Origin of the sequence: Bacillus sp. J33 (assembly GCF_000518885.1) — a bacterium.
Taxonomy (GTDB): Bacteria; Bacillota; Bacilli; order Bacillales; family Cytobacillaceae; genus Cytobacillus.
In genome coordinates, this window is the sequence record NZ_JAEL01000117.1 from 1 (window position 1) to 16,071 (window position 16,071).

Genomic DNA, 16,071 nt, shown 5'->3' on the forward strand with positions numbered 1-16,071 from the left:
CATTTGTTTCTTCGCTGACTCAGAAACTAGATCCTATCGTAAATGATTGGGCTAAACGCCCTTTAAACACCAGATATTATCCGTATCTCTTTGTAGATGCCATGTATATTAAAGTCCGGGAACATCATAAAGTAGTCTCCAAAGCCGTTTATATTGCCTCGGCTATTACGGATAAAAATACTCGCGAAGTACTTGGTTTAAGTGTAGATCATGCGGAGAATTATGAGAGTTGGAGTCGTTTTCTTCAACAGCTCAAATCACGTGGACTTCAATCTCCAAAATTAGTGATTTCAGATGCTCACCAAGGATTACAAAAGGCCATACAACGTGAGTTTGTAGGAACTTGCTGGCAAAGATGCAATGTACATTTCAAACGAAATATTATTGAAAAATTACCTAAGAAAGATTCATCTGATGTTCGTATGATGTATGGTATCTTCGAACCCTTCATCTAAGATAGCGAGGGCCTTCTCATACTTTGAATTATCCCCAACATACCATAATAAGCTAGTTGAAAACATTGTATAGAATTTTACACAATAATCTGGACTTGACTCGATGAAGGACTTTTCTTCTCCTTTCTACTCGGATTTTGGCCTTCATTACTATGAAGGCTCATTTTTCGTTATTCGTCATGTGTAAAAATAAAAAAGAACCTTTAATCCACTAGAATTAAAGGTATCTTTGATGAATCTATTATTTTCTTAAACTGCCTTTATTTATGCATTCCAATGATTAACTTAAAACCGGTACTCTTTCGCTCAAACCAAGCGTTTCTGATGTAGAGCTATGGATTTTTTTGAAAAGCTCTGGGTTATCTACCAGTGACTCCCCAAAAGATGGAACCATTTCTCTTATTTTCGGTGCCCATTCCATCATATGCTGAGGGAAGCATTTTTCCAATACTTCAAGCATTACGTTAACGGCAGTAGAAGCACCTGGAGAAGCACCAAGCAATGCTGCAATTGAGCCATCAGCAGCACTGACCACTTCTGTACCAAATTGGAGAGTTCCTTTACCGGCCTCAGTATCTTTAATCACTTGCACACGCTGTCCCGCTACAACAATATCCCAATCTTCGCTTTTGGCGTTTGGAATAAACTCGCGTAGTTCTTCCATGCGCTTTTCATTCGATAACATGACTTGCTGGATCAGATATTTTGTCAATGCCATCTCCTTTACACCCGCTGCCAGCATAGTGATGACATTATTGGGTTTTACGGAACCGATCAAATCGAGATTGGAACCAGTTTTTAAAAATTTAGGAGAGAAGCCGGCAAAAGGTCCAAACAGCAATGATTTTTTATTGTCTATATATCTTGTGTCCAGATGCGGAACTGACATTGGAGGAGCACCAACCTTAGCCTTTCCGTACACTTTTGCATGATGCTTCTCTACCACTTCCTGATTTTTGCATACCATAAATAATCCGCTTACCGGAAATCCGCCAATATGCTTTGACTCAGGAATACCCGTTTTTTGCAATAAAGGAAGACTTCCGCCCCCACCGCCAATAAAGACGAATTTGGCGGTGTGGTATTCAATATTGCCGCTATCGATGTCATGTACTTTCACTTCCCACAAGCCATCGCCAGTTCTTTTAAAATCTTCAACACTGTGCTTATAGTTTATTTCGACGTTTTGTCTCTCTAAGTGGTCAAATAACATGCGTGTTAAAGCACCAAAGTTTACATCCGTTCCAGAGTCAATTTTTGTTGCCGCTATTGGTTCATTCGATGTACGGCCTTCCATGATAAGCGGAACCCATTCCTTCAGTTTTTCGCGGTCCTCCGAAAATTCCATCCCTTGAAACAGCGGATTATCTGACAGCGCTTCCATTCTCTTTTTCAAAAACGCTACATTTTCTTCCCCTTGAACTAAGCTCATATGTGGGATTGGCATAATAAAGTCCTGCGGATTGCGAATCAGGTTGCGGTTTACAAGATAAGACCAAAACTGTCTGGATAGCTGAAACTGTTCATTAATTTTGACAGCCTTGCTAATATCTATCGACCCATCCGGTTTTTCGGATGTATAGTTAAGCTCACACAGGGCAGCATGACCCGTACCGGCATTATTCCATTCGTTCGAGCTTTCTTCCCCTGCTTTATCGAGCTTTTCAAATACTTTAATTTCCCATTCCGGTGCTAACTCTTTCAGTAAAGATCCCAAAGTTGCGCTCATGATTCCTGCACCAATTAAGATAACATCTGTTTTTTTCTGTACGCTGCTCATTATAACCTTCCTTATCCTCTATATTTGAGTACTTAGTTGTCACAAAAAGCAAGGCGCCACCAAGGAACACGCCTTTTCCGTCTCACTTTAAACCATATATACTATTCTATTATAATTACTAATAGATTTAAACACCCACTATTATCTAACTATTATAAACTATTTAGAGCTGTTAAAAAAGTGAGAATTCTGCCCATAAGTCTGGGATTGTTAAAAAACCAAAGCCTTAACCCTGCTTTTGCAAGGTTAAGGCTTTGGTTTGCAGCTAGCATTTGCTGGTACTGTCTAAATTAATACTGTTACTTGTGGTACGGTTCCCCCCGATTAATCCGAAACGCCCGATAAACCTGCTCCAAAAGGATTAGCTTCATCAGCTGATGGGGAAAAGTCATTTTGGAAAAAGAGAGCTTTTCGTCTGCACGCTGCAAAACTTCCTGGCTCAATCCTAGCGATCCTCCAATGACAAAGGCAATTTTGCTTTTGCCGTATGTAGCCAGTTTATCCAGTGAATCAGCAAGCTCCTCAGAAGATTTCATTTTGCCTTCAATAGCCAGGGCAATAACATGGGCATCTGGATGAACCTTTGAGAGAATTCTCTCTCCTTCTTTTTGTTTAACCTGAATCATTTCCGTTTCACTTAATTCTTCAGGGGCTTTTTCGTCCGGAACCTCGATGATTTCCATTTTTGCATAAGCCGACAGCCTTTTTAAGTATTCGTCAATTCCCAGCTTCAAGTATTTTTCTTTCAGCTTTCCAACTGTAATTATCGAGATATTCACAACTCGTCCTCACTTTACAAACAAGATATCCACATAAGTTATCCACATGTCCACATTTTTCATCCACATCTTGTATGAGATCATTCGTTCGCTACAACATATATTGCGTTATTTTGACAATATTCACAGGGTGTTGATAACTTTTTTTCACCTTCAATTTTTGCTAATTGCGGGAATGTTTCGTACTCGTCAACGACTGTATCTATTGCCAGATCAACATGTTCTTCACAGCAGTAAATCATTTTGCCATTCTCTCCTTTCGGGGTGTGCAGTCATATTCTATTCTAATCCTGTGGATAACTATCATTCTGCTTTGTATACAACTTATCCACATCCCATCTTAACAAAACAATAAAAAACAGGAAAGCGTTATTGCCTTCCCGTTTTATTCTTCCCATTCACTCTTAAAATGTCTCACCGGTCAATTTAATTGTTGTTTCCTGCAGTTTTCCTTCACGGTAAAACTTAATCTTCATTTGTTCTCCTACGGCTTTTTTCGTATAAAGATGCTGGCGCAGTTCGATAATATCCTTTATTTCTTCTCCGTCCATCTCAACGATCACATCCATCTCTTTCAATCCGGCCTGTGCCGCTGGGGAATTGGGTTCTACAGAAGTAATGGCAACGCCTGTTTTTACATCCTTAGGCAGTTTTAATGCTTCCTGCTGATAGTAGCCAGGAATATCACTTACCGAAGATAACTGAATTCCCATATATGGACGTCTTACCTCGCCAAACTTCTCGAGGTCATCAATTACAGGGCGTGCATAGTTAATTGGGATGGCAAGACCAATCCCCTCAACAGCATTTGTGGCAATTTTCATGGAGTTAATGCCGACTAACTGGCCGCTGATATTGACTAATGCCCCTCCGCTGTTTCCTGGGTTGATGGCAGCATCGGTCTGCAGAACCTCTGCTTGCCAGTCGATTGTGCCATTTTGGTCAATATCCACTGGCACCGCCCGTTCTACACCCGAGATAATGCCCTGTGTAACAGAGCCAGAGAATTGGCCAAGAGGGTTTCCGATGGCTATAACAGGTTCCCCTGGCTTTAGCGTATCCGAATCCCCAAATTCAGCTACTGTCTTAATATCCTTTCCATCTACCTCCAATACAGCCAGGTCAGTCCATATATCACTTCCAACCAGCTTCGCTGGAATCTTGGTGCCATCAGGCAAGCTTACTTCAAGTTCTTGTGCACCTTCCACAACATGGTGGTTCGTGACAATGAAGGCTGTATTTCCTTCTTTTTTATAGATGACGCCTGATCCTGTTCCAGCAGGTTGTCCTCCGCCATTTTCACCATTGGACCAAAATCCGGCCGTTTGGATGTTGGTAATGCTCACAACAGCATCACCTGCCTTATCGACAGCCTTAGTTACATCAGTTACAACGTCAAGCGAGACATTTTGAACATTGGCATTGCCATTGTTTTCAGCTGCTTCATCCTGCAATTCCTCATCGGGTTCAACCGTATAAGGGAGGACATTATAATCGGATAGTTTAGGTACTGCGATAATGACAAGAATGGCTCCTAATATAATGCCAACGAGGCTGGCCAGAAAATAACCGCCTCTGTTGCCTTTTTGCTCCTTATATCGGTTCTGATGATCTTGATCATAATAACCCAAGCCGCACCAATCCTTTCTTTCTAAATTACAAAACGCTCCTCTTCCTGCGATGCTGGAAAAAGCCGTCTAAGAATAATTGCTAAAATTTATTCTACCTTTATATCCAATATTATACTCTCTCGATTTTAAAAATCTAATCATAAAGCATTGACTGAAGAAATCTTACGACTTTGTTCATACTTTTTTTTCAGTTTATTAAAAAACGCAACATAACAAAAGCGGAAGCGACTTGATCAGCCCAGAGGCTAGGGGCTGAAGCTAGATGCAGACAACTTTTCACAAAGTGATTCACCTGATTAGATTTTATCATTTTCTAACCAAGTAAAAAGGAATGCGCAGCTTCTCGGCACATTCCTCTTCATTCAGCAGTATTAAACGGCTGTTAAAATGGTTGGGACCTTTGGGTCGGTATCGTAAAGGTCAAATTGCTCACCCACAATGATTCCTCGGCTTTCAAGCGTCTGTGTAACCGACATTCGTGCCAGATCCTTAATATTATTATCAAGACTTAAGTGAGCAAGATAAATGCTTTTTGTACGATCTCCAGCCACTTCGCTCATAGCAATGGCGGCATCTTCATTGGACACATGCCCAACATCGCTTAGGATTCTTCTTTTTATATTCCAGGGGTAGCGGCACATGCGCAGCATCTGAACATCATGGTTGCTTTCAAATACATAAGCTTCTGCATTCGAAATAAGCCCCTTCATGCGATCACTGACATAACCTGTATCAGTGATTAACACAAGCTTTTTCCCATCCTGATGGAACACATAAAACATGGGATCAGCCGCATCATGGGAAACGCCAAACGATTCAATATCAAGCGAACCGAATGTTTTAATGGTTTCCATATCAAAATGAAACTTTTGGTCAACGGGAACCTGTCCAATTAAACCGTCCATGGCCTGCCATGTTTTTTCATTCGCATAAATCGGCAAATTATATTTTCTTGCGAGAATGCCGACGCCTTTAATATGGTCGCTATGCTCATGGGTAACTAAAATCCCTGACAGCTTCCCTATATCCCGGCCAATTTGCTGAAATAAAGCTTCCATTTGCTTTCCGCTTAGACCGGCATCAACCAGAAAGGAATGCTCCTCTGTCTCGACAAAGATCGCATTCCCTGTACTGCCGCTCGCGAGAACGCTGAATTGCAAAGACATATTTTTTCTCACTCCATTGCTTCATTCTCTTCGTTGGTTAACTGGATAATCTCACCCTTGAAGGCATCCACAAATAAATTTTCCTCGTCATTAATGACAAACCGCCAAGCAGGAGTCAATACAAGAGATGAGCTTAAAGGCACATGAGTAAAGTATCCAAGTTCCAGGTTGGTGATCTTGGATTTCGGCTCTAGTGATCCGTTGTTATAAAGTGTTTCAATTGCCTTTAATGGCTGGATCACTTTCTCGCCTTCCTGCATCTCTTCAATCTCTTCAAGCATTGTCTGCTTATAAGATACAATTTCATTTTCATCATTCAAGTAGAAAGTAAGTGCACCATTTATATTCAAATAAAACATCTTGTCTTCAAATTGCTGATAATAAGTCAGTGTATTGCCGTTTTTGCTTTTTTCCCAAAAACGATATTGGTCTCCATATAAAACTTTGTTTTTGATAAATGTATTTAATTCAGAGGGGTCAAATTTCTCGCTTATTTTATAAGACTCGTCCAGGGCTGAGTTCAGTACCGTTCCATCGGTAATCGTGATATCCTGTCCTTTCAGCTTTGTTTTTTTGGCCTCTTCAATTTCATCCATATCAAAAACCATCGGCTTGGCGCTTAAATACCTGTCTTTTGGATTCGTTTTTGGAAAATCCACTGCAAGCTCGATTTCTTCCGTTTTAAGGCGGTTTTCAAGTGTTGCCTGTGCCATGGGTTCATACTGGCTTCCATCCTTTAACTTAAAAAACTCATACATCAAATAAATGTTCAGAACGAGGAAGGTTAAAATAAAGATTGTTTTAATCTTACTCCAATCCATTATTCATCCCTCCTGTTTCATCCAAAGAAATGCTTTTCCATACTCCTTCATAGCGATAAAACCAGGAAGGCTCTAATCGAATTGTTTGTGGGTCTTTAATCATTTTGTACCCCAATTTAACATCTTCAAGGTTATTGGAATCAAATCCTTCTAGCCTATTAAGTCTCTCAATAACAGAATCTCCTGAACTAAGGGATACCTCAATTTTTTCTTCCGTACGCAAGCCCAGTTGAAAATTACTTCGATAATATTCATAAATCTCATTTTGTCCCCAAACTTGACGTATCTCGGAAATCTTGGGATCATCACTGAAAACCGGATAGCCGGAGGAATCATAAATACGGAATATCACTCTATGGTTAAGTTCATCCATATCAACAAATTGGTAATTATCCGTCCATCCTGCATGTTCATTTACAAAATCAATGCTCTTTTTCAAAAGATCTGCAGACGGGAAAGTGGGATTATTGCCGGCAGCCGGTTTGACATATCGCAGCGTGTTTTTATCAGAATTCACTCGAAGCAAGCTTAAATTATCTGCATATTCCTCTTCTGACTGCTGATAGTTTTTTTGCACAACACTTGGGTCGCTGAATAAAGCATTTTTATATTTTTCTGAGTCCAGCTCTTTTGTCAAAAATTGATATCTTGTCATCTTTGTATCTTCCGCTGGAAGGAAAAGAGTTTCCGAACCTTCATATGAAAAATACTCTTTGTACTCCGGGCTGGACTCTGTGTCCTTAAAAAATTCACTATTGAAATTCTGGATAAAAGATGCAGGGACATGGCTTTTATAGACTTGCTTGCTGTCCATGGAAACAAAATAGACAATTCCGTCGTCCTTTTGGGGTTTATCCACATCAATGACGATTCGATCAAATTGAAAGTCAGGGGGATTTTTATCACCCACTTTTATAACCATTTTATATAAGTCTATTGGTATAGAATCAGGGTAAACGATAACTGTATTTCCCTCACTGTGCACAAATGACGTATCCTTTTCAGATGTGATATTTTTAAAATCCGTAAAGTTCCATCTGCTGATTTCTTTAATTATTTTTTCTATTTCGCTTGGACTGACCGTTCCGTAATGCCGATTGCCGCCATGGTGAAATAAAAGGGTATCTGGCCTTACAATTTTACTGACATCTTTTTTTGCAGCAATCGCTATTTCCTGTACCGTATTTGTCGGTTCCATCGTTTCATAGTTAGGCTGATAAGTCCAAAGATTCCAGGTTAGCAGCGCACTCGTTGCAACCAGAATGGTTAGTATGATTGTTTTAATATTTTCATATGTCATTCCCAATCATCCTCTTCCGTTCGAACATATGGAAGGCTGAATGAAATCGTTGTTCCTTTTCCTTCCGTACTGGCTGCCCAAATTTCTCCGCCATGTGCTTCTACCATTTCTTTCGCAATAGCCAGTCCGAGGCCTGTCCCCCCGAGTTTTCTAGTTCTGGCTTTATCCACACGATAAAAACGCTCGAAAATCTTATCAATATTTTCTTTTGGTATGCCTACACCCTGGTCAGAAACACTGACGATAATAAACTTTTCTTTCTCTTTAATGCTAAAGGTCACCTTTCCGCCTTCAGGAGAGTATTTCAATGCATTGGAAATAATATTGTCCAGCACCTGAGTCAGCTTGTCCTCATCTATTTCAACAAAAGCTGAATGGTCAGGGAGCCTTCTTTCAAACGTCACATTCTGCTGCTTGCTCATTTCAAAACGATCGATAATCCTGTTATAGAAAAAGATGAAATCAATCCATTCTTTTTTCAGACGGTAATCCTTGCTATCCATTTTTGAAAGCTGCAGCAAATCATTCACAAGACGAATCATGCGTTCCGTTTCATTTTGAGTGACATCCAGGAAGTTCGGAGCAATTTCTTCATCCTTCCAAGCCCCTTCTGCAAGAGCCTCCAAATAACTTCTCATGGTCGTTAGCGGAGTCCTAAGTTCATGTGACACATTTGCCACAAACTCACGGCGTTCCATTTCAATTTTCTCCTGCTCCGTAATGTCATGCAAAACGGTAATTAATCCATTTACAAATCCCGTTTCTTTTTGGATCACGGAAAAGTTGGCTCGCAAAATCAGCGTATTCGCCTTGCTGCTATAATCCAGAATCACGGACTCACGTTCATTCAGGAGCTCCTCAAAAGTATATTCCTCTTCCAGGCCCAATAAGGAAACAATAGAAGAAGAGAGGACCGTTTCACGTGAAACATTCAGCATTTTGGCAGCAGGCTCATTGATTAAAATAACACGCCCTTTACGGTCGGTTGCAATGACCCCATCTGTCATATAGGAAAGTACAGATGAAAGCTTGCGCCGTTCTCCCTCCGTGGTCGCTTGGGCTTCCTGGAGCTTCTTTGTTAAGCTGTTAAACGTAATCGCCAATTGGCCAATTTCGTCATAGCCATAAACCTTTACCTTTCGGGAGAAGTTCCCCTTTGCCATGGCGAGCGCTTGTTTTCTCATATCTGAAATTGGGCGGGTGATTGTCTGGGCCAAGAGGATCCCCAGAATCGCTGTAATGGCCAACGCAATCGCTGTACCGGTAGAAAAGATATTGTTAATTTGCCTCATCTGGTCATAGATGTTTTCTATTTTCGCAACCAGATAAGTAGCTCCGATAACATCCCCATTATTTTTAATAGGGGTTACAAGCACCCAAATCCGATTGCCAAAGGGATCAACATAATCCTCAGATACCTGCTGATTGGTGGCTATAGCCATCTTAATTAAATTATCCGTTGACCTCCGGCCGACTACACCCTCATTTTCCGGATCAGATGTCCCCAATATTTTAAATGAGTCCCCCTCAATAACACGGACCTCCGTAATATCAGTAGAGTAATAATCATCTAATAGTCTATCGACGTCTTCCTCCAGTGTTGGCCCCTCCTCATCCGGAAGCCTTTCTTTGGTCATCTGCTCCTCCAGGTAATAAGTAAGCAAATTTACCCTTTCTTGAATGGTATCTTTAAAATTTTCCTTTAAAGTAGACTCCAATTGCCTGACAAAATAAACGCCGATAATTTGCATGGCTACCAGGATCAGGAGGACATAAATAATCACAAACTTTAAATGAATAGACCGAAAAAAACCAACCTTTTCCATTAGCCCCTTACTCCTGTTCAGGATTCCGCAAGTAATAACCGACTCCTCTTCTTGTTACAATCCATGTCGGATGGCTTGGATTATCTTCAATCTTTTCGCGCAATCTTCTCACTGTCACGTCGACCGTACGTACATCTCCATAATAATCATAGCCCCAAACAGTCTGCAGCAAATGCTCCCTTGTCATAACTTGTCCTATATGTTTTGCCAGATAATGAAGAAGCTCGAACTCACGATGGGTTAATTCGATCGTCTCGCCGCGCTTGGACACTACATAAGCATCCGGATGGATAACGAGCGATCCTACCTCGATTTCATTCGTTTCTTCCTCTTCCTCAGCCTTCGAAGCAATTTGCTGATGGCGCCTTAGATTGGCCTTAACACGGGCAATCAGCTCTCTAGTGCTAAAAGGCTTTGTTACATAATCATCTGCACCCAGCTCTAGCCCTAAAACCTTATCGATTTCAGAATCCTTGGCTGTCAGCATGATAATTGGCATATCATACTTTTTACGGACTTCCCGGCATACTTCAATGCCATCTCTTTGAGGCAGCATGATATCAAGAAGGATTAAATCAGGTTTAATTTCCTCTACTTTGTCCAAGGCATCATTGCCGTCATAAGCACAAACAACCTCATAGCCTTCCTTTTTTAAATTAAATTGCAGAATATCTGCAATTGGTTTCTCGTCATCTACAACTAGAATTTTCTTATCCATACCTATCTCCTTTTTCCTAGCATAATTTATTTATTTTGGGAGCAGTAAAATTCTGAAATCATATCATATCTACTTTACTTTACCATTTTACCAATGGGAAATCATCTATTTGAAAAAGATGACTTTTCTTAGGTTCATTATGCAATATCTTAAGCATAGTAGTCTTCACTATAGGCTCTTTTCTCAAAAAATGTTGTTTTACTTATAAATGCTGCCCGTTGATTTCCGCTACGGTCACTTGCTTTCCGCGGGTAGGGATGAGTGCCTCCTCGGCTTCGCCTGTGGGGTCTCCCACTTCCCTCTCTTCTGAGCAGGAGTCAAGTGCCCTCCGCTACAATCAACTCAGTTGGCTAAACTTAGTTAGCCGCCCAAAAAGCAACTAACTTTACGAGATTAGCCTTAACTATAAAAGCCTCTAGCATAAAAACTAGAGACTTTTTAGCACACATTATTTACTAATATATTTAAGCGGATCTTGCATCTTTCCATTTTTATATAGCTCAAAATGAAGGTGGACACCTGTGGAGTCTCCCGTAGAGCCCATTACACCAATCTTTGATCCTTTTGAAACTGTCTGGCCGGCACTTACGCTAATCGAATCCAAGTGAGCATAAACGGTGCGGAAGCCATTTTTATGATCAATCACAATTTTGTTGCCATATCCGCCATCCCATCCTGCAGAGACGATCACACCATTATCAGCTGCTTTAATCGTCCGGTCGCTAGGTCTGGCAATATCAATGCCTTTATGCATTTTCCCCCAACGGTATCCTACCTTACTGGAAATATAGCCTCCGACTGCAGGATATGCAAAGCTTCCTTCTCCTCTGGATGGAATTACTTTTGTTCCTTTAATGGCAATATGCTTAACAGGTTCTTCAAGGACCTTTTCTTCCGATACGACTTTTTTAACTGTTTGTCCATTTTCTTCAGTGATTAAATAAGTTGCAGCACGGACACCATTTTTTCCTTCTTGCTTCACCTTGGTATCGCCTTTAGGCATGCTGCTATCTTCAATTACTTCTTTTTCATATGCAATCTCTTCTTTTTTGAACACTTCTTTATTCACAATAACCTTCACATATGGTTTTAGAACGGTGACATTCAACTCTTGTCCAATTTTAAGGACTGAGTCTTCCTTTAACCCTTTATTCAGCTCCATCAGCTGATTCATTTTAAGGTTATAGGCACTTGCAATGCTGGTCAGTGCATCTCCTTCTTTTACCTGGTATTTCTTTTCTTCAAGAGTTCCCTTTTGAAGAAGTTTTACTGCATCTTCTGCACTAATAATCTGGTCCGGCTTAACCTTTGTGTGTGAAACTGAAACATTTTCGCTGAATTGAACGTCTACTATACGAGTTTCATTTTCCTTCAACTGGGGTAAGGATTCAGCAGAGGATTCTTTTCTCTTTTCCAATGCATCCAATTCTTTTTCGGATACATATGAAGCCTTAATCTTGGTTAATACTGCTTTTGCCTGCTCTGCATTTTCAACATAAGCGACCTCTTTGCCGTCAATAACCAGGGCAGCTGCCTCAGCGTGTACTTCAATATCATCTTTAATTCCATTTACAGCCTCCGAGTCATTAACCTCAGAATTGGACTCGAAAACTTGTTCAGGAATAAAGGATAAGTCAGAGCCAAGAGACAGGTTTAAACCTTTATAAGAGCCTTCAAGCTCTTTAATTTTCGAATCAACAAGGTCCTCGATAACCCCTTTATCTGATACGGTTCCGATATATTGATCGTCCAAATATACATAATAAACAGTCATTAGCTTATCATCATTCGCAAGAGCAGAACCGCTCCCTGCAAGCGTTAAAGCCGCGGCTGCAATTCCCGCCGCAACTGTTTTATTGATCCTATTTTTAAAGCCCTTGGCTGTATATTCTGCAGTTGAAGATAAATTCTTCACCCATTGAAACATGGTTACATCCCCCTAGACTACGGTAACAACACTTTCATTTAGTGCTATGTAACTACTAATTTATTTACCTAAATTTTTTCACAATATCTACTTTACCATACACAGTATCAAATAGATTAATAGACTCTCTAATGTAACAAAAATGTATAATACCTGACATTTTATTACTATATAATAGTGATATTTTGGAATGAAAAAGGATATATTTGTCGAAAAAAAGAGGCAGTACTTAGGAATAAATCCCTATAAACAAGGATTTATTGAAGTTTGAAAAAGATATAGCGGAAAGTGGGAAGGAGCGCATGGACTATTACACTCGATAAATAGCAGAAAGTTAGTTATATTACAAGAATGTAACAAAAAAGAGTATGAATGATTTCATACTCTTTTTTTTGGATGGCTCAGGACGGAATCGAACCGCCGACACAAGGATTTTCAGTCCTTTGCTCTACCGACTGAGCTACTGAGCCTTATTAAATTATTAAACCTAAACCAACCATTGGTTTCGTCCTTCGTCCCGATTTCAGGGAGCATATTCAAGCTGTGGTTCAATCGGTACGCTGAAGCATTTCATGAAGCTTATTCAAACGTGCTCTACCGACTGAGCTACTGAGCCTTATTGAGTTTGTACTGGTTAAATTATGTAATAAAGATGGCGGTCCGGACGGGACTCGAACCCGCGACCTCCTGCGTGACAGGCAGGCATTCTAACCAACTGAACTACCGGACCAAAATAATAACCGAAAGCTTACAGCTGGACTTGCCAGCTGGCTGCTGACGGTTATTTGCCATGACCCCTACGGGATTCGAACCCGTGTTACCGCCGTGAAAGGGCGGTGTCTTAACCGCTTGACCAAGGGGCCATATAAAAGATAAATGGTGAGCCATGAAGGACTCGAACCTTCGACCCTCTGATTAAAAGTCAGATGCTCTACCGACTGAGCTAATGGCTCAAACTTTATATAACTTCCTAACATGAAGCTCGGAATTAAGTCATCTCTGTGACGACGCTTTTTATAATATCATAGAGAATAATAAGAGCGCAATGATTTTTTTAAAATATTTCTCTTAAATATTTTAAAACTTTTGGGGAAAGAAATCTTTTTATACTTTTACCCTGCATCATAAAACCTAATCTGATTATTACTTGCTTATTTGCTTATTTTTCAAGGCCCTATTCTCATGACTGTTGTTTTAGTTTATCAATTTTGCCCGTTGATTTCCGCTCCGGGCACTTGCTTTCCTCGGGGAGCGGTGCGAGCCTGTGGGGGCTCCCACTTTCCCTCTCTTCGGAGCAGGAGTCATGTGCCCTCCGCTGCAATCAACTCAGCTTGTTAAACTAAGTTCGCCTTCAAAAATCATAAACTTTAAGAAGAAAGCCTTTTTCTAGAACATAATCTGATGCACAGTAACGCATATATTTGAAAAGTAGTTCATAAAAGCAGAAAAGTGACGCATATTTCATGGTAATTAGTCCATAAATTTTAAAAGTGAAACATAAAAAACAAAACAGACGCATAAAAACAGGTTCAGCTTTAACAGAGGCTATTTTTCAGAGAAAAACTCTGCATATATCAACCGCTATGCCCATTTCACCTAAAATCACAAAAAGAGGCTTCCTTATTTCGAAGGAAACCTCTTTCAAGTAATATTAGTTCTGTCTCCAAGGGCTGCGGACTACGTTTGTTTGTGTGCGGTCCGGGCCAACAGAGAAGATGGATAATGGGATGCCTGTCAGCTGGGATACGCGCTCAAGATAATGACGGGCATTAACCGGAAGCTCATCCAGTGATTTGCAGCCTGTAATGTCTTCAGTCCAGCCTGGAAGCTCTTCATATACTGGTTCACATTCAGCCAGCACTTTTAAGCTTGCAGGAAACTCCTCAATTACCTCACCATTATGACGGTATGCTACACAAATTTTTAGCGTTTCAATCCCTGTTAATACATCAATTGAGTTTAAGGATAGGTCTGTAATTCCGCTGACACGGCGGGCATGGCGGACAACGACGCTGTCAAACCAGCCGACACGGCGGGCACGTCCAGTTGTCGTACCGTACTCACGGCCAACTTCACGGATCTGGTTGCCGATCTCGTTATCAAGCTCCGTCGGGAATGGACCGTCTCCGACACGAGTGGTATATGCCTTTGATACTCCGACAACATGCTTGATTTTTGTAGGTCCTACTCCAGAACCAATTGTTACACCGCCAGCTACCGGGTTAGAAGAAGTAACAAATGGATAGGTACCCTGGTCGATATCAAGCATAACGCCTTGCGCACCTTCAAATAGCACACGGCGTCCCTCGTCCAAAGCATCGTTTAACACTACAGAGGTGTCGCAAACATAATGTTTAATTTGCTGTCCATATTCATAGTATTCTTCAAGGATATCTTCAATTTTGAATCCTTCTGTTTCGTAGAAGCGTTCAAGCAAGCGGTTCTTCTCTTCAAGATTGCGCGCAAGCTTTTCTTCAAAAACTTCACGGTCAAGCAAATCAGCAATGCGGATTCCATTGCGTGCTGCTTTATCCATATAAGCAGGACCGATTCCTTTTTTCGTTGTACCAATCTTATTAGCGCCTTTGCGTTCTTCTTCTACCTCATCAAGCTTTAGGTGATAAGGAAGGATTACATGTGCGCGATTGCTGATGCGCAGGTTATCAGTTGTGACACCCTTATCATGCAGATAAGCCAATTCTTTTACCAGCGCCTTCGGATCTACAACCATACCGTTTCCGATTGTACAAATCTTATCGCTATAGAATATTCCAGATGGAATGAGATGAAGCTTGTATGTTTCACCGTTGAATTTAATTGTATGGCCTGCATTGTTTCCGCCTTGGTAACGGGCGATTACTTCTGCATTTTCAGAAAGGAAGTCAGTGATTTTTCCTTTTCCTTCATCTCCCCACTGTGTTCCAACTACCACTACTGATGACATAAAAAAGCACCTCCGGGAATCCCATGGTTTTATAATTTTTATCTAAATTAGTTTTTAACAGAATTACTTTTTTCAACCATCTTAGTTTAACAAGGCAATGTGCTATAGTCAATAAAACACGAACATTTTTATTAAAAATATAAAAATACGTTCGTAAAACCATGAAACTATGAAAATTAGAAATGCGGAGGCACCCTTCAGAACAAGCCAAAAGCCGCTTGTTCCTGCGAAGCTTATTCTTAGGAGCTTTCCTTAGTGCGATCGACAGAGCGTGGTGGACTGAGGCCCAACAGGATCTTGGTCACTTTTAGTCTGAGTTCCTTATTCTGAGATAAAGGGAGGCTCTTTTCTCATAAATTGTTGTTTTTACTTATAAATTCTGCCCGTTGATTTCCGCTACGGGCACTTGCGTTATCGAATGTTCAAAGTTATCCTTATAAAGTAAGTATCCGCCCGTAAAACGGGCGGTTTTAATTTCGCCCTATAAGGGCACTTTACTGACAATCCCCTAAAGGGGACTCTAAATTGACCGTCAACCGTTCACTCCTGTCACTTATCTTTAAATGGATCGACGTATTCCCTCTTTGTCATATGGTCGCGTAATTTATCCTCAGCTTCCTGCTCGCGGATATATTTTGCTACTGTTTTCTGGTTGAGTCCCACCGTACTCACGTAATATCCCTTAGCCCAAAATGTGCGGCTTCCGTGGTTATACTTTAAATTC

12 protein-coding genes, 4 tRNA genes and 1 pseudogene are annotated in these 16,071 nt (G+C 40.7%); 1 reads left to right on the forward strand and 16 read right to left on the reverse strand.

Translation table 11 applies throughout. From position 1 onward, the window contains the following. Positions 1-428 (forward strand): annotated as a pseudogene (locus tag L634_RS31720) (IS256 family transposase); the annotation flags it as partial. Positions 429-735: 307 nt separating this feature from the next. Here the strand turns inward: L634_RS31720 and L634_RS0124930 are convergent. The 16 genes from L634_RS0124930 to L634_RS31725 all read right to left on the reverse strand — a co-directional run. Next, a complete protein-coding gene (locus tag L634_RS0124930) occupies positions 736-2,235 on the reverse strand; it encodes a malate:quinone oxidoreductase (protein WP_026584777.1) in 1,500 nt (499 codons plus the stop codon). A gap of 299 nt (positions 2,236-2,534) precedes the next feature. Continuing rightward, on the reverse strand, positions 2,535-3,014 hold the full coding sequence (rlmH, locus tag L634_RS0124935) for a 23S rRNA (pseudouridine(1915)-N(3))-methyltransferase RlmH (RefSeq protein ID WP_026584778.1): 480 nt from the start codon (positions 3,012-3,014) through the stop codon (positions 2,535-2,537). Positions 3,015-3,094: 80 nt separating this feature from the next. Then, positions 3,095-3,256: a CxxH/CxxC protein gene (locus L634_RS33040; RefSeq protein WP_084028998.1), complete on the reverse strand. Its 162-nt coding sequence runs from the start codon at positions 3,254-3,256 to the stop codon at positions 3,095-3,097. A gap of 162 nt (positions 3,257-3,418) precedes the next feature. Next, positions 3,419-4,645 (reverse strand): S1C family serine protease, encoded by a 1,227-nt coding sequence (locus L634_RS0124945; protein ID WP_026584779.1) that lies wholly within the window; start codon positions 4,643-4,645, stop codon positions 3,419-3,421. Positions 4,646-5,016: 371 nt separating this feature from the next. Next, a complete protein-coding gene (locus L634_RS0124950; protein ID WP_026584780.1) occupies positions 5,017-5,811 on the reverse strand; it encodes an MBL fold metallo-hydrolase in 795 nt (264 codons plus the stop codon). An 8-nt stretch (positions 5,812-5,819) separates the two neighbouring features. After that, positions 5,820-6,632, reverse strand: coding sequence for a two-component system regulatory protein YycI (locus L634_RS0124955; RefSeq protein ID WP_026584781.1), 813 nt, complete (start codon positions 6,630-6,632; stop codon positions 5,820-5,822). Further along, on the reverse strand, positions 6,619-7,932 hold the full coding sequence (locus L634_RS0124960) for a YycH family regulatory protein (protein ID WP_026584782.1): 1,314 nt from the start codon (positions 7,930-7,932) through the stop codon (positions 6,619-6,621). The genes L634_RS0124955 and L634_RS0124960 overlap by 14 nt, the downstream gene beginning before the upstream one ends. Further along, positions 7,929-9,758, reverse strand: a complete 1,830-nt coding sequence (gene walK / locus L634_RS0124965; protein ID WP_026584783.1) for a cell wall metabolism sensor histidine kinase WalK — start codon at positions 9,756-9,758, stop codon at positions 7,929-7,931. The genes L634_RS0124960 and walK overlap by 4 nt, the downstream gene beginning before the upstream one ends. 7 nt (positions 9,759-9,765) lie before the next feature. Next, complete coding sequence (gene yycF / locus L634_RS0124970; RefSeq protein WP_026584784.1) at positions 9,766-10,476, reverse strand: response regulator YycF; 711 nt, start codon at positions 10,474-10,476, stop codon at positions 9,766-9,768. A gap of 448 nt (positions 10,477-10,924) precedes the next feature. After that, positions 10,925-12,403, reverse strand: a complete 1,479-nt coding sequence (locus L634_RS0124975) for a M23 family metallopeptidase (RefSeq protein ID WP_026584785.1) — start codon at positions 12,401-12,403, stop codon at positions 10,925-10,927. Between the two features lie 397 nt (positions 12,404-12,800). Beyond that, positions 12,801-12,873, reverse strand: a tRNA-Phe gene (locus L634_RS0124980). Between the two features lie 183 nt (positions 12,874-13,056). Then, positions 13,057-13,133 (reverse strand) — tRNA-Asp (locus tag L634_RS0124985). 61 nt (positions 13,134-13,194) lie between these two features. After that, positions 13,195-13,266: transfer RNA gene (locus L634_RS0124990), tRNA-Glu, on the reverse strand. 14 nt (positions 13,267-13,280) lie between these two features. Further along, positions 13,281-13,356, reverse strand: a tRNA-Lys gene (locus tag L634_RS0124995). Positions 13,357-14,054: 698 nt separating this feature from the next. After that, positions 14,055-15,347, reverse strand: a complete 1,293-nt coding sequence (locus L634_RS0125000) for an adenylosuccinate synthase (protein WP_026584786.1) — start codon at positions 15,345-15,347, stop codon at positions 14,055-14,057. A gap of 549 nt (positions 15,348-15,896) precedes the next feature. Continuing rightward, positions 15,897-16,071: transposase (locus tag L634_RS31725; protein WP_034263205.1), on the reverse strand; the 175-nt coding region annotated here is incomplete at its 5' end.

Excerpts from the sequence above, each read along its gene's own strand:
- L634_RS0124930 (WP_026584777.1), bottom strand. The coding sequence starts at position 2,235 with ATGAGCAGCGTACAGAAAAAAACAGATGTTATCTTAATTGGTGCAGGA.
- L634_RS33040 (WP_084028998.1), bottom strand. The coding sequence starts at position 3,256 with ATGATTTACTGCTGTGAAGAACATGTTGATCTGGCAATAGATACAGTC.
- L634_RS0124950 (WP_026584780.1), bottom strand. The coding sequence starts at position 5,811 with ATGTCTTTGCAATTCAGCGTTCTCGCGAGCGGCAGTACAGGGAATGCG.
- L634_RS0124955 (WP_026584781.1), bottom strand. The coding sequence starts at position 6,632 with ATGGATTGGAGTAAGATTAAAACAATCTTTATTTTAACCTTCCTCGTT.
- L634_RS0124960 (WP_026584782.1), bottom strand. The coding sequence starts at position 7,932 with ATGACATATGAAAATATTAAAACAATCATACTAACCATTCTGGTTGCA.
- walK (WP_026584783.1), bottom strand. The coding sequence starts at position 9,758 with ATGGAAAAGGTTGGTTTTTTTCGGTCTATTCATTTAAAGTTTGTGATT.
- yycF (WP_026584784.1), bottom strand. The coding sequence starts at position 10,476 with ATGGATAAGAAAATTCTAGTTGTAGATGACGAGAAACCAATTGCAGAT.
- L634_RS0124975 (WP_026584785.1), bottom strand. The coding sequence starts at position 12,403 with ATGTTTCAATGGGTGAAGAATTTATCTTCAACTGCAGAATATACAGCC.
- L634_RS0125000 (WP_026584786.1), bottom strand. The coding sequence starts at position 15,347 with ATGTCATCAGTAGTGGTAGTTGGAACACAGTGGGGAGATGAAGGAAAA.